Consider the following 16,777-nt stretch of genomic DNA (forward strand, 5'->3'; position numbering starts at 1 on the left):
GGCAACTGCCGATTATGTGACTAAAGGGTCCCTTCTTGTCGCTTCCATGAACGGCGCTGCCCTTCTATGCACAACAGGGATCGCGACTGCATTGAATCAGATCAATGGCCGAATGATGGCCCAAATGCTTTCCCTGTTGATAAAAGCCAGAATTACGGCAGCTGCAGCAATGATGAATAACCATCTTCCAAGCATAGCGATACCTCTCTTATTGGATTGGCATCCAAAGGGATGCGAACCGTCATTTCAGAAGTAAGCTACCAAAAGACAGGGTGATTTACACCTGGATTGTAACCAGGAACTGAAGCGGCTTCATGCCGGAGAGGGGGGCACCGCAGGTATTGCTTCCAACAATAAAGTGAGGTCAATTGCGAATATTGATCTAGACCCGAAAATCAGTTTACCGATAATTAAGATAAATCCAGTATCCCGGTTTTTTTCGGGTAAAGCGGTAAAATCCCCCACTTTGCGGGTGCAACAACCCCAAACGATAACTAAAATGCAGCTAACAGGCATATAGCGGTATTTTAATTTCCAGAAGTTCCATTACTTCCCAATTACCCTATTTTTTTCCTATTCATCCGATTTTGGCTTCATATAATCGAACATAAGCCTTAAATCGTGCCTCATTGGAGGCCGGGTTTTTGCAGGGTAATACATTTATCTCGGAATTACCCTAGTACTTTCCCGTTGCTTCCCTGCCTCTATTTTTTATGGGACAAGAACGCAACGCCAGTCTGAAATCATCAATTAGCCAGACGTATCGCGAGTCGCAAAACGATGACTTTGAGTCCATTCTCACGTTGGGCTGCCCTTCAAGCCGCACACGGCAACTCTCTTGCTGGATTTACAGGCACGGATTCAACGCCATCATCTGAAATCAGAAGTTCTTGCACTATGTCGAACCTTCGTCACGGGTGATTCACTCATAGGTACAAATCAGCGACTCATCGCGACTAATTATGATGAGAATGTTCTTATGGTGGATTTATAAATCAAAACTCGTTCACGGATGATTTGGTTTGCGATGGTTTTGCTAAAAGGGATTCGCTCTGTGTTAAGAAAGGTATTATCCAGGTGAGATTCATCTTAGTAATTTTTTGATATTATTAGAAAAATGTTACTGCTGTGTTGCAGGCCGTGCAAATTAATGAAAATGGATGCTCTAAGAGTAAGATTATAGTAATAAGGTTAATCCTAGCAATTTTTGAATTTTTAGACAAATCGGCCAGTTTTAAATGCCTGAAATTTCTCTTTCATTGAAATTAAAAACTGAGTTTTAAAATATAAAAAGATCAATAAATCGAAAAATAAACCTCATTCAGTTAGTTACGCTATTTCTGATTTGGTGATGGTTTTAGCCTAACGTTAACTTGATATGTCTCTGCCCGTTAGTCTAAAATGCCAACAAGTACACGGGATAAGGAAATATTGGAATTGATCTGGTGTGAAGAAATAGATGTAGAGGAAAATCGTGAACCCTGTTTTGGTGGGTATTTTGATTTTTATCTAAACACTCTTTTCTTGAGTTAGCGCTGGTTCGAGATTATATATTTTTAATAGAAAACCCTCTCTAGATCAATTTTTACTATAAAAGAAAATTAAATTCACACCATACATTTAAAACTCGATGGTGCGCATATTTTTGATTTGTGAATTAAATGTTTTGAAGGAATTGTCTGATTCAGTTTTCAGCGTAAATCAACTGGCTTTAGATTTAGTCCGGGTGATTTATGGTGAATATTATCATGATGATATTTTTGCCAAAACTTAATGAAAACAGGCTTTATCAAATAATCAAAACCATTGTCAAGGAATAAACAATGAAAAAGATCCTCGCTATTAGTGTATTCGCTGCATCAGTTATGGCTCCTCAGGCGTTTGCAACTCCAATTACATTTACTGGTGATATTGTTGATACACCTTGCGTAATTTCTACCGGGGATGCTGGCGGCGTTGATGTCATCATGGGTGAAGTAAAAGCGAGTACTTTTACTGCTGCAGGCGATAAATCTATCGTTCGACCTTTCCAGATTACTCTGGAAGAGTGCGATCTGACTACCGGCAAAACCAAAGTATCAACGACCTTCAGAGGCATGGCTGATGGCACCAATCAGTCCCTGTTGAGCGTAGCTAATGTCAGTGGTTCAGCCGAAAACGTAGGTCTGGAAATTTCTGACGCAACGGGCACTCCTATCCCTGTGAATGCGGCAGGTAATGAAACCACTCTGACCACTGGCCAGAACATCCTGAACTTTGGTGCTCGCTATGTTGCTACCGCAGCTAACGTAACCACTGGTCACGCTAACGCTACTGCTGATTTCACCTTTACTTATCAATAAGCTGAATCAGCTAATTTAGCTGAGACAGAGTTTGCTATGTAAATATAGGGGGGCATTCCCCCCTATTTCTATTAACTCCTTACGCCATCATTAACGTATTGGGTATTATTATGCATTATGGTCGAGTGTTTGTTCTATTGTTCGGATTAGTCACCAGCCTGTCAGCGTTCGCCGATAGTGGTATTGCCATGAGCTCGACGCGTGTTATTTACAATGCAGATAAGAAAGAAGCAGCAATGACGGTGCAAAACCGTGGCAAGACGAGTGCGTATTTAGTTCAATCATGGATTGATGATGCTAACGAGAAAAAAAATCCTGCCTTTGTTGTCACGCCACCGCTGTTTCGTATCGAGCCTGGTAAAGAAAATATGCTGCGTATCGTTCGCGTTGGCGGCACTCTTCCCGAAGATCGCGAGTCGATATTTTGGTTGAATGTGAAAGCCATACCGCCCGCTGCACAAGCGGATGCCAATACATTGCAGTTGGCAATCAAGACACGCATGAAATTATTCTATCGGCCAGCGGGTCTGAAAGGTAATCCGGCAGACGCGTATAAGCAACTGGTCTGGAGTTCCAGTGGTGGAAAAGTACAGGTAAGTAATAGCTCCCCTTATAACGTTGTATTGGCTCAAGTTAATATTTCGGGTAAAGAAGTTAAAAATGATTCGGTAGATTTCGTACCGGCAAAAGGGACATTGAACATCACTTTGCCTGCGAATACGAATGCTGGCCCAGGAAGTAAAGTTGCTTTTAAAATTATTAGCGATTTTGGTGGTAACTCAGGACCTTATAATGCATCGGTCCAATAAAAATAAGAGTGGATAATAATAGGTTACACTATTAGGGATGATAGTATGATTGACCCCAATAAGCTGTATGATCATAGACGAGTTTTTATTCCATCACTGTTATCGATTAGTCTGTTTGCTGCGTATCCAGCATTGGCTGTGGATGAACCCTTTAATCCTCAATTTCTTGAGGATATCGGCGGGGGCAGTTCGGTAGCCGACCTGGCCGTATTTGCTGCTGATTCCAAGGCTCAACCACCCGGAACGTACCGCGTTAGCATTTACGTGAATGGTCAATCAATCAGTACTGAAGATGTCCGTTTCGTCCAATCCAAAGACCCTCAGTCAGAATCTTTGCAGGCGTGTTTAACGCTTGAGCAACTGAAGAGTTTTGGTGTACAGATTGGTGCGTTTCCACAACTGACATCCACGCAGTATAAACCTGAAGACTGCATCCCTTTTACCAACATTATTACGCAATCGAGTGCGGATTTTGATTTTAGCCGGCAACTTCTGAATTTAAGTTTTCCTCAGGCGGCCATGGTAACCCAGGCCCGTGGTTATGTTGATCCAAGTCGGTGGGAAGAGGGGATCCCAGCGATGTTGCTTGATTATAACTTCAGCGGAAACCAGCAATTTGCCAGAAAGAATGATGACTCTCGCGGCAGGAACAGCAGTTCCAACTTCTTGAATTTACGCAGCGGTGCCAACCTTGGTGCATGGCGCCTGCGCAATTATTCGACATGGCAAAAAACCAGCTATGGCGGAGACAGCTGGCAGACGATCAGCAGTTATGTTCAACGTAATATTATTGCCCTGAAATCACAACTTACGATGGGTGACAGTTTTACCCCTGGAGAACTGTTCGACGGCGTTCAATTTCGTGGTATTCAGTTGAGTTCGGATGACACCATGTATCCCGACAGTCAGCGCGGATTTGCGCCTATTATTCGGGGGATTGCGCAGACTAACGCCCAGGTAACAATCCGGCAAAATGGCTACGTTATTTATCAGACGTATGTTGCCCCCGGTCCATTTGTTATATCCGATCTTTTCCCAACGTCATCCAGTGGTGATTTGGATGTGACTGTCACAGAAGCCGATGGTCGGACCCAACGCTATATCCAGCCATTCTCCGCATTGCCGATTATGCAGCGTGAAGGCCGCGTGAAATATAGCCTTGTCGCCGGTGAATATCAGGGCGGTGGCCTGAGTATCAAACCTAAATTTGCCCAGGGAACGCTGATGTGGGGCGGCCCGAGAAACTTCACCGTCTATGGTGGGATCCTGGCAGCAGAACATTACACTTCACTGCTTGCCGGGGTAGGGAAAAACCTTGAGCACCTGGGTGCTATCTCCGTTGACGCTGCATTTGCCACAACCGATCAACCGGGCAAAGCGGCCAGCGATGGGCAGTCCTATCGCTTTCTCTATGGTAAAACGTTTGCTGAATCAGGCACCGACATCAGATTGTTGGGATATCGTTACTCAACCAGTGGGTTCTATACCTTCGATGAGGCGACCAGAATTCAGGATGAAGACAACCAGGATAACCTGAATTACCATAAACGCAGTCAAATACAAGGCACGATTACCCAACGTATCGGCGATAGCGGATCACTATTTTTGACCGCCAGTCGTCAGGAGTATTGGGGTAATGTGGGTCGGCAAGATCTCTATCAAGGTGGTTATAGTGGTTCATGGGATGGCATAAGTTACAGTGCGTCCTATAGTTACAGCACATCACCGGATCAAGAGCGTGCAGACAAAATCGTTGCATTTAACGTTTCTATACCCTTGGATCGTTTCTTGAATCGCGCATGGGCGACGTATTACCTGACGACCAATCGCGGGCGGACTGCTCAACAGGCGGGAATTTCCGGCACGTTACTTGAAGATAATAATCTTAACTATAACGTACAGCAAAGTTATGCCAATCAGGGTGTTGGGGCGAGCGGTAATGCGTCATTGGCTTATCGTGGAACTTACGGCAGCAGCAGCCTGGGTTATAACTACAATAGCAATAATCAACAAGTTAACTATGGCCTGAGTGGCGGTGTTGTTGCACATGAAAACGGTGTGACACTCTCTCAATCGTTGAGCGACACCATTGCCTTGGTTGAAGCACCGGGGGCGGGCAATGCCAATGTCCTCAATAACACCGGGGTGACAACCGACTGGCGCGGCTATGCTGTTATACCTTCTGTCACGCCTTATCGCCTGACTCGCATTTCCGTCGATTCAACAACGCTTGGTGATAACGTTGAATTGCTTGAATCCGGAGCCGATATTGTGCCAACACGTGGCGCGGTTGTCAGGGCATCGCTGAGTACGCGGGTGGGTTACCGTGTATTAATGACCATGTTGCAGGCCAATGGTAAGCCGGTACCTTTTGGTGCCATCGTTTCATTGGCCAATGATAAATCCAAAGATCCATTAACTGCAATTGTCGGTGACCAGGGGCAAACCTATTTAACCGGTTTACCAGTCGCAGGTAAATTAAACCTGCAGTGGGGAAATGATGCAGAACAAGTATGCGTTATTAACTTCAAACTTCCTGTGTCTGATAAAACAACGCCATCATTAATACAGATGCCACCAACGCGTTGCCAATAGGTATATGACCATGAAAAAAAGAAATATCGTTTTGTTCAGTCTGCTGGCTATGGGTTTAGGGATAAGTGACTTCGCGTTGGCTGGCGTTTGTACTCGAAACGGCGCGCCGATGTCATATACTTTTGATTATACCCGGACGTTAACCAATAACAGCGAAAATAGGACCGGTATCCTGATATCTCCGGCATACACTTGGAGTCTGCCTGACGGGTATCAGATGATTTGCTCCTGCTCGGGTCGTTTTAGAGATGTTTATTATACGGCAAAAACAGACTTGAGACCTGGGCACTATGATGGCAGGCAATTTTATACGGTAAATGATTATTTAGAGGCCGCGGTCAGTATCTATGTAAAGGGATATCGTAACAGTTATTATGATGTCCCTTTTACTGATTTAAATAATATATATAGTCATGATCCCTCTGGTACAAATTTATCTTGTAACACGGCAACACCTGATTTCTATACGGGTTCACAGGGAAGTGTTACCCTCTATTTTAAGCGGGCATTCGTAGGTGTTGTAGAACTTGGCACTACCAGATTGGTCACGTTGTACGGTTCAACAACGACTCCAGTACCAACGGGATCAGCGGTCAGTTATGTCACCATGAAAGGAACGGTAACCGTGCCACAATCCTGTAGCATAACTGAAGGGCAAAGTATTACCATCGATTTTGGCGATATGAATGCCAATGATTTTGCCGCCAAAGGGTCAAAACCAGACGGGGTGGCGATCGTCAATAAAAAGCTGAATTTGAACTGCACCCAGATTGATCAAGGTGTGGAATTGAACATGCGTTTTGTCGCAGAAGTAGACCCTGCCAGTACAAATGCCATTAAGACCTCTAATAGCAATATCGGCATTATTATTGAAGATGAAAACAGGAATATTATTACACCGAACACGGGTGAGATCCCTATTACCTATGATTATAATGCCAGTACTGGTAGCGTCGTAATCAATACTTATCCTATTAGCAGTACGGGGATTAAACCGACTGCCGGGGTATTTACAGGTATGGCCACCATTCGCGTAGAGTTTCGGTAAGCGACCCTATATGCAGATTTTTCTCACGCAAGGGAACAGGGTAGATAAAATGCGCAAAGCCTCTACTATCAAAAATGTATTTTATGTGGCAACACTGTTGATTTTTATCATAACGCATAAAGCCACAGCAGTGGACCCAACCCTCAATTTTAGGGGGACAGTAAAGCAAGGTTCCTGCATTGCGACTGTCAACGATGTTGATATGGGCAGCATCGCCAAAAATGAATTCACTGCAGTCGGGGTGAGCAAGGGGGAAAAAGAATTCTCCATAGAATTAAAAAATTGTACGGGTGTTGACATCGCAGTAGTGACAATGAGCGGTAATGTAGATCAGAATAACAACAGTTTATTTGCATTGACGCAGACGGGTAACTACGCGACGGGTGTTGCACTGCGGATTAGAACCAAAGATGACCAATTACAAGTGCCCTCTGGAACCCAGAGCAATTGGGCCGTAGCATCTGCCAGCAGCTATTCCCTAAAGTATAAGGCGGACTATGTTCAGACACTGGCATCGGTCACTACGGGGAAAGCGAATGTAGTAGCTCAATTTAATATTTCCTATAGGTGATTGTTTTAAATATGGGTAAGGAACAGAGTATTTCTTTCCTATTGGTTTGATATTTTTTCTGCGATGACATTGGGGATCTTTAGAAATGTAAGATTTATTGCCCAGCACTGTCTTTGGTGTGCGAGATTTAAGAAAATTTCCGTTTCTGAAATCTGCGCATTTTCACGGAATAGGGTGCTATAGATTAAGGATGATATTATGGAAAAGGTAATTTTATTAGAATCATGTGGTTATACCCGAATGGGTATTAGCGAAGTGTTTCGAGGGAATCCCAGGCTCGATTTTATATCATTGGACCGCGACAGGTTTCCTGATATCTCGTCAATACTGTCTATTCCTAAATTAATGAACTTTGATACGCTCATACTTGGTATGTCAGATGTGCCATCTGTAAGCTTTTTAGACACGAAGTTTATCTATAACTATTACCGAAAGTTTAAATCAGGGAAGAAATTCCTTGCTTTATCAAGCCGTGATAACCAACGTCTTCTTGCTGAGGTCTACAATTTGAAAATCGATGTGGTTGATAAAAATTCACAAGTCGACGCATTGGTTCAAGAAGTCGACGACATTCTTGGTGATCCTTGTCGCGGGCGGATTGAATATGCAAATTCCCAGATATTGACACAGAATGAACAACAAACCCTGGTGTGCTATTTGGACGGTAAGTCTATGGTGCAATGGGCCAAAGAGTGTGGGAAAAGTCCTAAAACCATCAGTACGCAGAAATGCAGGGCGATGCGTAAATTAGGCGTAAATACATTACAGGATCTTTTAACATTGGATAAGACGTTATGTCACTCCAAATAATTTTTCCTGAAACCAAGTCGATTAGAAAATCGATAGCTGCAATTTGTTTTATTTAGGCGCTGAAGGGAAGAGAGTAATGCAGATCGGTATTGATATTATTGAAGTTGAAAGAGTCAGAACTGCGCTCACACGAAGTGGGGAACGGTTAACTGAACGCGTACTTACTCCTGCGGAACAAGAATATGTAGGGGATGTGCTGGATAATAGCATGCGGTTTGCAGGAATATGGGCAGCGAAAGAAGCTGCCGTCAAGGCATTGGGAACGGGTTTTCGCCAGGGAATTACTTTTCATGATATTCAGATCGATCATGATTCCCTTGGCATGCCTTACTATTGTTTTTCTGGTGAATTTCAGAAATTGATTAAACTACGAAACCTGGATAAATCGAGCCTGAGTATTTCACACACTCAGTCTCATGCGGTGGCCGTTGCAGTTTTAATAGGTTAATCCCGTCAAATAACGTGCACAGGCGTGAGTGTGTCACATTTGTAGCCCGAATTATTTGGGGTAAAGATGACCGATTATTAAGCGCCTATTGGGATAGGCTATAAAGGAAATATATGTCTACTTATTCAGACTTGACAGGGAAAAACGTCGTCGTTACAGGAGCCAATGGAGACATTGGTTTAGCCGCTTGTGAACAGTTCCTGGATTCCTCGTGCAGGGTTTTTGCTATTTGCCATCATGATGATGCGGGATTAATACAGCTGAAAGCCAAACATCCGCAAGGTGAGTTGTTGGACATTAAACGTTGCGATATCAGCGATCGTTTTGCCGTCGAACAGCTTATTGTGACTCTGGAAGAAGAGGCGGAGTGCGTGCATGTGCTGATAAACAATGCAGGAATTTGTCGGGATAATCTCTTTTCTGCAATGAGTTATGACGAGTTTGATCGGGTCATGCAGGTCAATCTCTATGGCACATTCAATATGTGCAAATCGATGCTGAGATTATTACGCCGGGCGAAAGGTTCTGCCATTGTAAACGTCTCGTCGATTTCGGGTATCACATCCAGTTTTGGTCAGGTGAATTACAGTGCTGCGAAGGCGGGTGTGAATGGTTTCACCCGTACCCTGGCGGCGGAATATGGTTCCAAAGGCATCAGGGTGAATGCGGTTGCCCCCGGAATGATTGAATCAAAAATGGTTAAAAAAGTTCCGCGACAGATCGTCAGGACTGTTATCTCTGCTACGCCACTGAGGCGACTCGGATTACCGGCAGAAATAGCCAGTGTTATTACTTTTTTAAGTTCAGAGGCGTCTGCTTTTGTCGTTGGTCAGACGTTAGTCGCCGACGGCGGATTGGTCATGCGCTAATTACGAAAGGATTCGGTAATGTCAAAGTTGGATAGAAGTTTAGTTTCTGCTGGATTGTTGTTGAAAATTGGAGCATGGCGCGCCCCCATCATTATGGTGGACAGAATAGCGGATTTTACCTCCGGCATTAAGCCAACTATTACTGTCGTTAAGCATGTGACATTCAACGAACCTTATATTCCGGGACATTTCCCCGATAATCCGGTTATGCCAGGTGTCATGATTGCCGAGATTTTTGGGCAGGCAAGTGAATACCTGAGCCTTATCCAAGACTTCACGCGGGTCTACGAGGAAAAAACCGGGAAAAGCATCGAAAAATTCGATGATATTTCTCGAGCATTAAAAACTGAAGACGGCGTTGAGCTGATTATCACCGAGCGGAAACGGATCATTGGCTATCTGGCTTCCCAGGATGTGAAATTCAAGCATGTGGTCTATCCGGGCGATACGCTTTATGTGCAAAGCCGCCTGGTCTTTGTTGATGCTTATGGTTTTCATCATTATGACGTCGAAGCTCGGGTAGGGCGCCATATTGCAAGTAGTGGTCGAATTATAAATTACCGGGCAGATCGCAGCAAAGCAGATGAGCAGAGCATATTTATCAGCGAATAAGGGTGGCAATACATGGATGCGCAGAATTTAAGAAATGAAATAGAACTACGGAAAGTAGTCCTTAATAAATTGAAGGCTGGTCTGATCGAGCGTCTCAATCTTTATCAGACAGTTGAACAGATTGATGATGACACGCCACTTTTTGGCAGTGGACTGAAATTGGACTCGGTCGATGCGACTGAAGTTATAGTCCTGCTGGATGAAACCTTCGGTATCCGTGTATCTGAAGGTGATGATCCTTCTTATATGCGCAGCATAAACACCCTCGCCTCATTTGTAATAATGCGACAGGCTGAATCCGCTGATGCGGCAACGAATGAAGAAACAACGGCATAGACCGCTGAAATCAGGAGGAATCAATGAGCAAACTTGCTGCAATTCATCAAAGGAATCAGGCGATCATGGGGGAACGTAATGGAAAAGCGATTCCCCTTACCTACGGTGATTTAAAAGAAGAACATAAAGCGGTACGACACAATATTCTGATGACTGATTACTCTCATTTCGGTATTGCCAGTGTCAGTGGTGAAAGCGCCTACGAATTATTGAATCTGGTTGTTGCCGGTGATGTTTCGGCAATCCGTGATGAACAGGCAATGTATAGCGTCATTCTTGATGACGAGGGTCATATCGTTACCGATCTGTATATTCTGTGCGATGACGAACGCTTTATTCTTATCTCTGAGTGGGTTAACGGCGAGGCAATGTGCACGCTGCTGCGTAATGCCCTGGAGGGTAAAGAAGAAGAGCTGGCCGAGATACAGGATATTTTATCGCTGGATGATGAACTGGGGATTCTCCATTTTGAAGGTCCTTACTGTTGGGAATTGCTGGCTGAACTCTATGGCATGGATGTTGTGGGCTTGCCTTTCCAGGAACATATGCATATTGATGACAGCCTGCTGCTGCGTTCCGGCAAACACGGTGAGTTTTCATATAAATTGATTGCCCCTCGGGATGAACTGGCTGATGCCTGGTTACAGGCTCAGGATGCCGGGGAAAAATATGATTTGCGCCTCGGCGGCCTTGATTATCAGCGCCTGGTTCGTCTGGAAAATCCCTGCTGGGAACCTGCATTACTGCCGCAGGGCAACCATTGTCCGATTGAGCTGCAAATGCAATGGGCTATTCGGTATGACAAAGAAGACTTTGTTGGAATAAACGCATTGCGCGAACGTCTGGAACACGGTGTTTCGCAGCGTGCCGTCGGTCTGTTAATTCTCGGTCAGCCAGCAATTAAACCACAACCCTGCGATGGCGTTTTCTTTAATGACGAAAAAGTGGGTTGGGTAATTAACGGTGGCTATTCAGAAGAATCCGATGCGTGGTTTGGCCGACTGATGTTGAACAGTGAGTACGCCTACGCAGATATTCCTTATTTCCATATACAAACGGCATCGGGATCGGTGCCCATGAATACGGCAGCCACTCCTTTTATACGTAATTTCAGTTTTCTGGTTAACCCGACTGAACATAGCTATATCGATTCGACGCGGCCAAAACATCTGCTGGAACAGCTTGAATGGAAAAAACAGAAAGAGCAGGAAGAAAAAGAGCGTAAAGCCGCTGAGGAGAGCGCTGAAGCGCAGGCATCGCCTACAGAATAATACTGTTTACAACGTCGGCGTTCAGTGTGAATTAATTCACTGAGCGTCGAGTCCATCGTTATTACTATTCCAACCCCGCACGATTTTAGGGTGGGACGTATTACTATTTTCAATGTCAGGGAAGCCAGCATGACCGTTAAGCGTAAAAGGATCGTCGTGACAGGGATGGGACACTTATCCTCCATCGCCAATAATGTTTCAGATTTCAAACAGGCGCTGCTGAATAAAACGCAGGGAATTAAGCCGAGCGAAAAATATCTTTCGTATTTTGAAGATGCGAATGCTTCTGAAGTCGTTGAAACGCCGATTTATCCTGGGCTAACGTCAGAACAGGTCTCCTCGATGGATAACGCGGCGTTGTGGGCCTATAAAGTCGGCTACGAAGCGCTGCATCAGGCCAAACTGCTCGACTCCAGTCTGCTTGATGGAGCGGGATTGATCATTGGTGTTTCCTCGGCAGGTACTGAAGCGTATATGCCGATCATTGAACACCAGTTTGAGAAGTTTTCGCTGAAGAAGGCGATGATATCAGGCAGCTTCTCTTCGGCCAGCGCCATCGTCTCAGGATTGCTGGGGTTAAAAGGGGGTTTCGAGTTGGTGGCTACGGCCTGTACGGCAAGTACCAACGCGATGGGCATCGGCTACGATTTAATCCAGAACGACAAAAATCCGTTGGTAATGGTTATCGGAACTGAACCCCTTTATCTGCCGACTTTTGCGGGTTTCTACGCATTGCATGCCATGAAGCGTTCACCTTCCAGCCCATTTTCCGGCACGCCCGGTATGTCAATTGGTGAAGGTGCCGGGGCGTTGATACTGGAAGAGTATGAACATGCTTTGGCACGCGGGGCGACGATCTATGGCGAGATGGTATCGTATGCCACGTCTTGCGACGCGTACCACGAAACGGCCCCCGATCCCCGCGGGGACGGTGCTGTACGCGTCATGCGCAATGCACTGAGTAATGCCGCTCTGCAACCGGAAGATATTGATTACATCAATGCTCATGGGACCGGGACTGAAACCAACGATCGCTGCGAAACGCTGGCGATGAAGAAAGTGTTTCCCACGATTATGTCGATTCCGGTCAGTTCGACCAAAGCCTACATCGGTCATAACATTGGGTCGGCGGGTATTCTGGAAATGATTGCCTGTTTCCTCACCCTGGCCGATGGGCAGATTCTGCCCACGCTGAATTTCACCACCCAACGGCCAAATTGCGATCTCAATTATGTGCCGAATGAGTTTCAGCAGGGTGACGTCCGGTTGTTTATGAAGAACAACTACGCGTTTGGCGGTAATAACTGCTGCATTATTGCCAGCCCCCGGCCAGAGCAAAGTCCGCCGACCTATTATGAACCTCGCAGGGTCGCCATTACCGGAATAGGTGCCGTCTCCTCCCTGGGTCACGAACTCTCTACCATTCTCGATAATATCTGGGCCAATCAACGTGGTGGCAGTCTGTTCCCTATGTTGCAGGATGAGAGCCTTAAAGATGATTTCCGTTCTTTGTTGGCCGATGTCGGCGTAAATCCGGAGTTCAAAGACTATGTCTGCGGAAACTATACCCCGGAAGAGACGGAGGAGATCCTTAATCAGTCAACGTGGTTACATCAGATCACCGACCTGGATCCGAGAAAATACCTGCGCCATTTTGATGCGCGCAAAGCCGATGCCGTAAGCACTTTTGCCCTGCTGGCGCTCACTCAGGCGATGAAAATGGCCGATCGTAAAATCAAGCGCGATGGTCAGCAGCTCGGCTTGATTCTGGGGATGTCAAAGGGCCCGCAGACAACCGTGGATCGTTATCTGCAAAGCCTGTTCCCCGATCCGACCAAAGTCAGAACCTCTGAATTCCCGGGATCGCTGATGAACGCGATTTCTACGTTCTGCTCTATTTCCGAAGGTATCAAAGGCTATAACACCACCCTTGCGACCGGCAATAATGCGGCGCTGGGCGCATTGAGCTATGGATACGAGTTGATACGTCAGGCGTTACAACCCCAGGTTTTGGTGGGCGGAGCCGATGAGAATCTGAACAAGTTTGTCGTTTATCTGCAAGCATTGAACAACGATTTGCAGTTGACCCAGGATCCGGCTTCATTCCAGGTTTATGGTCATGCGGGTTCTGGCTATGTCATGGGCGAAGGCGCGGGCATGCTGTTCCTGGAAGATTACCAGGCGGCGGAGCAGCGTGGGATCCCCATTCTGGCTGAGGTTATCGGCTACGGGAAATCCAGCGACGGTTGTTACTTTGATAAAAACAACATTGTTGAACGTACTGGCGCGATGTCGCGTGCTATCCGGCAAGCGATGGATGAGGCGGGAATCAAGCCCGGGCAGGTCGATTTGATTTGCGGTACCAGTGACGGCACCCAGGATGATACCCAGATCGAACTCGGCGCTATCCGGGCGGTTTTTGCTGAACGCAGTCGCTCAACGCCGTTGGTTAACTATAACGCTCACTTCGGTTTTGTTGAGTCATGTATCGGTATTCTTAATATTGCTGTGGTGTTGGAAATGATGAAACGTGGCGAGGTATTGCCTATTCCCAACACCCGCCAGTTCTGCACCGACGATATGGATTTTGTTACCGAGCCGCGTAAGCAAGCCGTCAATACCGCGCTGATTTTAGGAGCCTCGGAAGGAGGTAACTATTACGCTTTCTTGCTGAGGAAAGCCGCGTGAGGAGTCTGCAATCCTCGCGAGCAGTGTTAAGCGGATATGGTTTTAGCAGCGCTTTTGCGGCGACTCCCTCTGCGCTTATACGCGCAGTTGAGCAAGGGAAAGGGGTAAAGGGGCAGCCTTATTTTGCACGGAATGAGGAAGCCCTCTCATTGAAGCTGAACAATAATCCGCATTATGTGCCGTTGCCTGTTCAGCCCAAAAAGCATCGTACCTGGGATGTCGATTTTGTTCAGGGCCAGCTTGATGGGGTTATTTCCCAGGCGTTATCCGCAGCGGGTCTGGCGGAAAGCGCACTGGGGGGGTTACGCGTGCGGGTTTATATCAGTGGCAGCGGTATGCGCGGCAATCTGATCGATTTTCTCGGTTACCTGCAAAGTATCAACCCACAGGATCTGCTGTTTACTCCCTCGATCAAATGTCTGAGCAGCGACAGCTATGCACAGGATCGACTGACAGATCGGTTGGCTCGGCGTTATCAACTGCGTTGGCCGCCCGTACAACTTTACAGTGCCAGTTGTTCGGCTATGTCAGCCTTGCATCTGGCACAGGAAGCCATTGCTCAGAATATTGCGGATGTGGTGCTGGTGGTGGGGTGGGTGGATTTCACGCTGCAGGATATCCTGGTTCTTGAAGGACAAAAAATGCTGAGCAGCGACAGCAACCAACCCTTCTCAGCCGTAAGCGCTGGCGTATTACCCGCGAATGGCGTGGCGGCGATTGTGCTGGAAAGTGAGGAACACGCTCGCCGTCGTGGCGTAGAGCCTGAGGTTTCTTTGTCCGCATCGGCAAGTTACCAGAGTAGCGGCGCCAGAGGCAGTAACTCGTTCTCAGCCGATTTTCGTTCGATCGCAACAACACTGGAAGCCGCATTGGCCAAGGCCGAGCTGGATCCCAGTGATATCGCCTGCGTATTTCCCCATGGCAATGGTATTTACGCCAGTGATAAAGCGGAGTCGATGGCGATAGAGAAAATCTGGGGCGCGAAGGGAGTTCCCGTCGTCAGTTATAAATCGCAATTGGGTTATCTTTCCACGCTCAGCGGGCTGGTCGATATCATCATTGCAGCAGACGCATTGAAACAGCAACGCCTTCTCTCCTTCGTTTCAAAATTGCCGATTGATGCATCGTCATCACTGAATCTGCATACCAATGCAACGCCTTTACTCATACGCCGTGAGCATGTGGTGAAGTCGTCATTGGGATTGGAAGGCTCCGTCGTGGCTTGTGTGCTATCACGCATCAGCAAGCGCTCATTTTACACGGCAGAGGGAGGGAGGGGAGAAGATGCTGTTGCCTGAATCACCCACTGCTCCGGATGAGGCCGTTAATGTCATCGGTTTTAGTTTGCTTGAAGCCAATAACGGTTTACAGCAGTTCCAGCCAAGCTGGTTTAACGTCTGGGAGGCATCGCTCTTTAAAAAGGCCCAGCGGAAATCGGGATATACGCAATGGTTGTTCAACCGATTTGGTTTTGACCAGGATCCTGGCGTTCACGCGGGTGATCGGCTGAGAAACGCTGACTACCGGGATTGTCTGCGCGCAATGACAATGGCGTGTAAGCAGGCGATGGACTCCGTCGATCGTAAAAATGCGCTGCTGATCCGCCGTGAAAGAACCGCATTGATTTACTTCGATTCCTGGGGCGAAACCTCTTTGTTTGAAGGCGTGACCAGTTGGCGCGATTCGTTGAGTCTGGACATGCTGCCCCGGTCGATTGCGCGGGATTATGCCGTGAAAGATTTTTCCTGCAAATTGCGCGGGGAACACAATGGTTTTCTGATGGGATTACGGGTGGCGATTGATCGCTTGAACAGTGGCGGCATTGATACTGTTTTACTTTGCGGTCAATTTCGCAGCTTTCCGGTTTTGGTGCTTTCCCAGGCGGCGCTGGCGACTTCCCAGCAACGCGATCGGACACCAACAGACCAGCGTCGGAGCCATATCAGCGTGGAGCGCGCAGGGTGCGTCATTTTGCGTAAAGCCCCGCAACAGGGCATTGCGTTGCATCTGGCCGACTACGTTTTACTTGCGGATAAACCTGATACCGCGGTCGATCAATTGGCATCGCGCTGGCAAGCCACCCTGACAGACAACTGTGCGGGGATCTTAGGGGGAACGCACACCTCGAAAAAGTTGCAATCCATTGAAAAACAAGCCCTCTCTCGGCTGGTATCACCTCCTCCTTTTTTGTCGCTCAGTACTGATTTTGGTGACAGTGGTTGTCTGAACCCCATGCTGGCATTGCAACATTTACGCGTCAGCCATCGGCCTGAAGATTACCTCGATCGGCAAATCCTGGTGAATGCGATGGACGGGCAGGGAGCTGCGTGGTTGATGGAATGCTGGCCGCATGAGGTTAAGCCATGAGGATCTTCACG

At 46.8% G+C, this 16,777-nt stretch carries 14 protein-coding genes; all 14 read left to right on the forward strand.

Annotated features, from left to right (window positions below; translation table 11 throughout):
• The first annotated feature begins 1,823 nt into the window (after positions 1-1,823).
• A complete protein-coding gene (locus DRI82_RS01195) occupies positions 1,824-2,342 on the forward strand; it encodes a fimbrial protein (RefSeq protein WP_114191677.1) in 519 nt (172 codons plus the stop codon).
• A gap of 110 nt (positions 2,343-2,452) precedes the next feature.
• On the forward strand, positions 2,453-3,151 hold the full coding sequence (locus tag DRI82_RS01200; RefSeq protein WP_114191678.1) for a fimbrial biogenesis chaperone: 699 nt from the start codon (positions 2,453-2,455) through the stop codon (positions 3,149-3,151).
• A 45-nt stretch (positions 3,152-3,196) separates the two neighbouring features.
• On the forward strand, positions 3,197-5,746 hold the full coding sequence (locus DRI82_RS01205; RefSeq protein ID WP_114191679.1) for a fimbria/pilus outer membrane usher protein: 2,550 nt from the start codon (positions 3,197-3,199) through the stop codon (positions 5,744-5,746).
• A gap of 10 nt (positions 5,747-5,756) precedes the next feature.
• Entirely contained in the window at positions 5,757-6,794 is a 1,038-nt protein-coding gene (locus tag DRI82_RS01210) for a fimbrial protein (RefSeq protein ID WP_157967989.1), read from the forward strand.
• Between the two features lie 49 nt (positions 6,795-6,843).
• On the forward strand, positions 6,844-7,365 hold the full coding sequence (locus DRI82_RS01215) for a fimbrial protein (protein WP_157967990.1): 522 nt from the start codon (positions 6,844-6,846) through the stop codon (positions 7,363-7,365).
• A 198-nt stretch (positions 7,366-7,563) separates the two neighbouring features.
• Positions 7,564-8,175, forward strand: coding sequence for a helix-turn-helix transcriptional regulator (locus tag DRI82_RS01220; RefSeq protein ID WP_114191682.1), 612 nt, complete (start codon positions 7,564-7,566; stop codon positions 8,173-8,175).
• A gap of 76 nt (positions 8,176-8,251) precedes the next feature.
• On the forward strand, positions 8,252-8,623 hold the full coding sequence (acpS, locus tag DRI82_RS01225) for a holo-ACP synthase (RefSeq protein WP_114191683.1): 372 nt from the start codon (positions 8,252-8,254) through the stop codon (positions 8,621-8,623).
• A gap of 113 nt (positions 8,624-8,736) precedes the next feature.
• Positions 8,737-9,492 (forward strand): SDR family oxidoreductase, encoded by a 756-nt coding sequence (locus tag DRI82_RS01230; protein WP_114191684.1) that lies wholly within the window; start codon positions 8,737-8,739, stop codon positions 9,490-9,492.
• Positions 9,493-9,510: 18 nt separating this feature from the next.
• A complete protein-coding gene (locus DRI82_RS01235; RefSeq protein ID WP_114191685.1) occupies positions 9,511-10,104 on the forward strand; it encodes an ApeI family dehydratase in 594 nt (197 codons plus the stop codon).
• Positions 10,105-10,116: 12 nt separating this feature from the next.
• Positions 10,117-10,440 carry an acyl carrier protein gene (locus tag DRI82_RS01240; protein WP_114191686.1) on the forward strand — a complete coding sequence of 108 codons (324 nt, stop codon included), beginning with the start codon at positions 10,117-10,119 and terminating at the stop codon, positions 10,438-10,440.
• A 23-nt stretch (positions 10,441-10,463) separates the two neighbouring features.
• Positions 10,464-11,711, forward strand: a complete 1,248-nt coding sequence (locus DRI82_RS01245; protein ID WP_114191687.1) for an aminomethyltransferase family protein — start codon at positions 10,464-10,466, stop codon at positions 11,709-11,711.
• Positions 11,712-11,840: 129 nt separating this feature from the next.
• Positions 11,841-14,399 (forward strand): beta-ketoacyl-[acyl-carrier-protein] synthase family protein, encoded by a 2,559-nt coding sequence (locus tag DRI82_RS01250; protein ID WP_114191688.1) that lies wholly within the window; start codon positions 11,841-11,843, stop codon positions 14,397-14,399.
• A gap of 149 nt (positions 14,400-14,548) precedes the next feature.
• Entirely contained in the window at positions 14,549-15,697 is a 1,149-nt protein-coding gene (locus DRI82_RS01255; protein ID WP_170138655.1) for a beta-ketoacyl synthase N-terminal-like domain-containing protein, read from the forward strand.
• On the forward strand, positions 15,684-16,766 hold the full coding sequence (locus DRI82_RS01260) for a hypothetical protein (protein WP_114191690.1): 1,083 nt from the start codon (positions 15,684-15,686) through the stop codon (positions 16,764-16,766). Before DRI82_RS01255 ends, DRI82_RS01260 begins: the two co-directional genes overlap by 14 nt.
• Positions 16,767-16,777: the final 11 nt, after the last annotated feature.

The organism is Edaphovirga cremea (assembly GCF_003332275.1).
In the GTDB taxonomy this organism is placed as follows: Bacteria; Pseudomonadota; Gammaproteobacteria; order Enterobacterales; family Enterobacteriaceae; genus Edaphovirga; species Edaphovirga cremea.

Bases quoted from the DNA above. Each gene is read 5' to 3' on its own strand.
- DRI82_RS01195 (WP_114191677.1), top strand. From the start codon at position 1,824: ATGAAAAAGATCCTCGCTATTAGTGTATTCGCTGCATCAGTTATGGCT.
- DRI82_RS01200 (WP_114191678.1), top strand. From the start codon at position 2,453: ATGCATTATGGTCGAGTGTTTGTTCTATTGTTCGGATTAGTCACCAGC.
- DRI82_RS01205 (WP_114191679.1), top strand. From the start codon at position 3,197: ATGATTGACCCCAATAAGCTGTATGATCATAGACGAGTTTTTATTCCA.
- DRI82_RS01210 (WP_157967989.1), top strand. From the start codon at position 5,757: ATGAAAAAAAGAAATATCGTTTTGTTCAGTCTGCTGGCTATGGGTTTA.
- DRI82_RS01215 (WP_157967990.1), top strand. From the start codon at position 6,844: ATGCGCAAAGCCTCTACTATCAAAAATGTATTTTATGTGGCAACACTG.
- DRI82_RS01220 (WP_114191682.1), top strand. From the start codon at position 7,564: ATGGAAAAGGTAATTTTATTAGAATCATGTGGTTATACCCGAATGGGT.
- acpS (WP_114191683.1), top strand. From the start codon at position 8,252: ATGCAGATCGGTATTGATATTATTGAAGTTGAAAGAGTCAGAACTGCG.
- DRI82_RS01230 (WP_114191684.1), top strand. From the start codon at position 8,737: ATGTCTACTTATTCAGACTTGACAGGGAAAAACGTCGTCGTTACAGGA.
- DRI82_RS01235 (WP_114191685.1), top strand. From the start codon at position 9,511: ATGTCAAAGTTGGATAGAAGTTTAGTTTCTGCTGGATTGTTGTTGAAA.
- DRI82_RS01240 (WP_114191686.1), top strand. From the start codon at position 10,117: ATGGATGCGCAGAATTTAAGAAATGAAATAGAACTACGGAAAGTAGTC.
- DRI82_RS01245 (WP_114191687.1), top strand. From the start codon at position 10,464: ATGAGCAAACTTGCTGCAATTCATCAAAGGAATCAGGCGATCATGGGG.
- DRI82_RS01250 (WP_114191688.1), top strand. From the start codon at position 11,841: ATGACCGTTAAGCGTAAAAGGATCGTCGTGACAGGGATGGGACACTTA.
- DRI82_RS01260 (WP_114191690.1), top strand. From the start codon at position 15,684: ATGCTGTTGCCTGAATCACCCACTGCTCCGGATGAGGCCGTTAATGTC.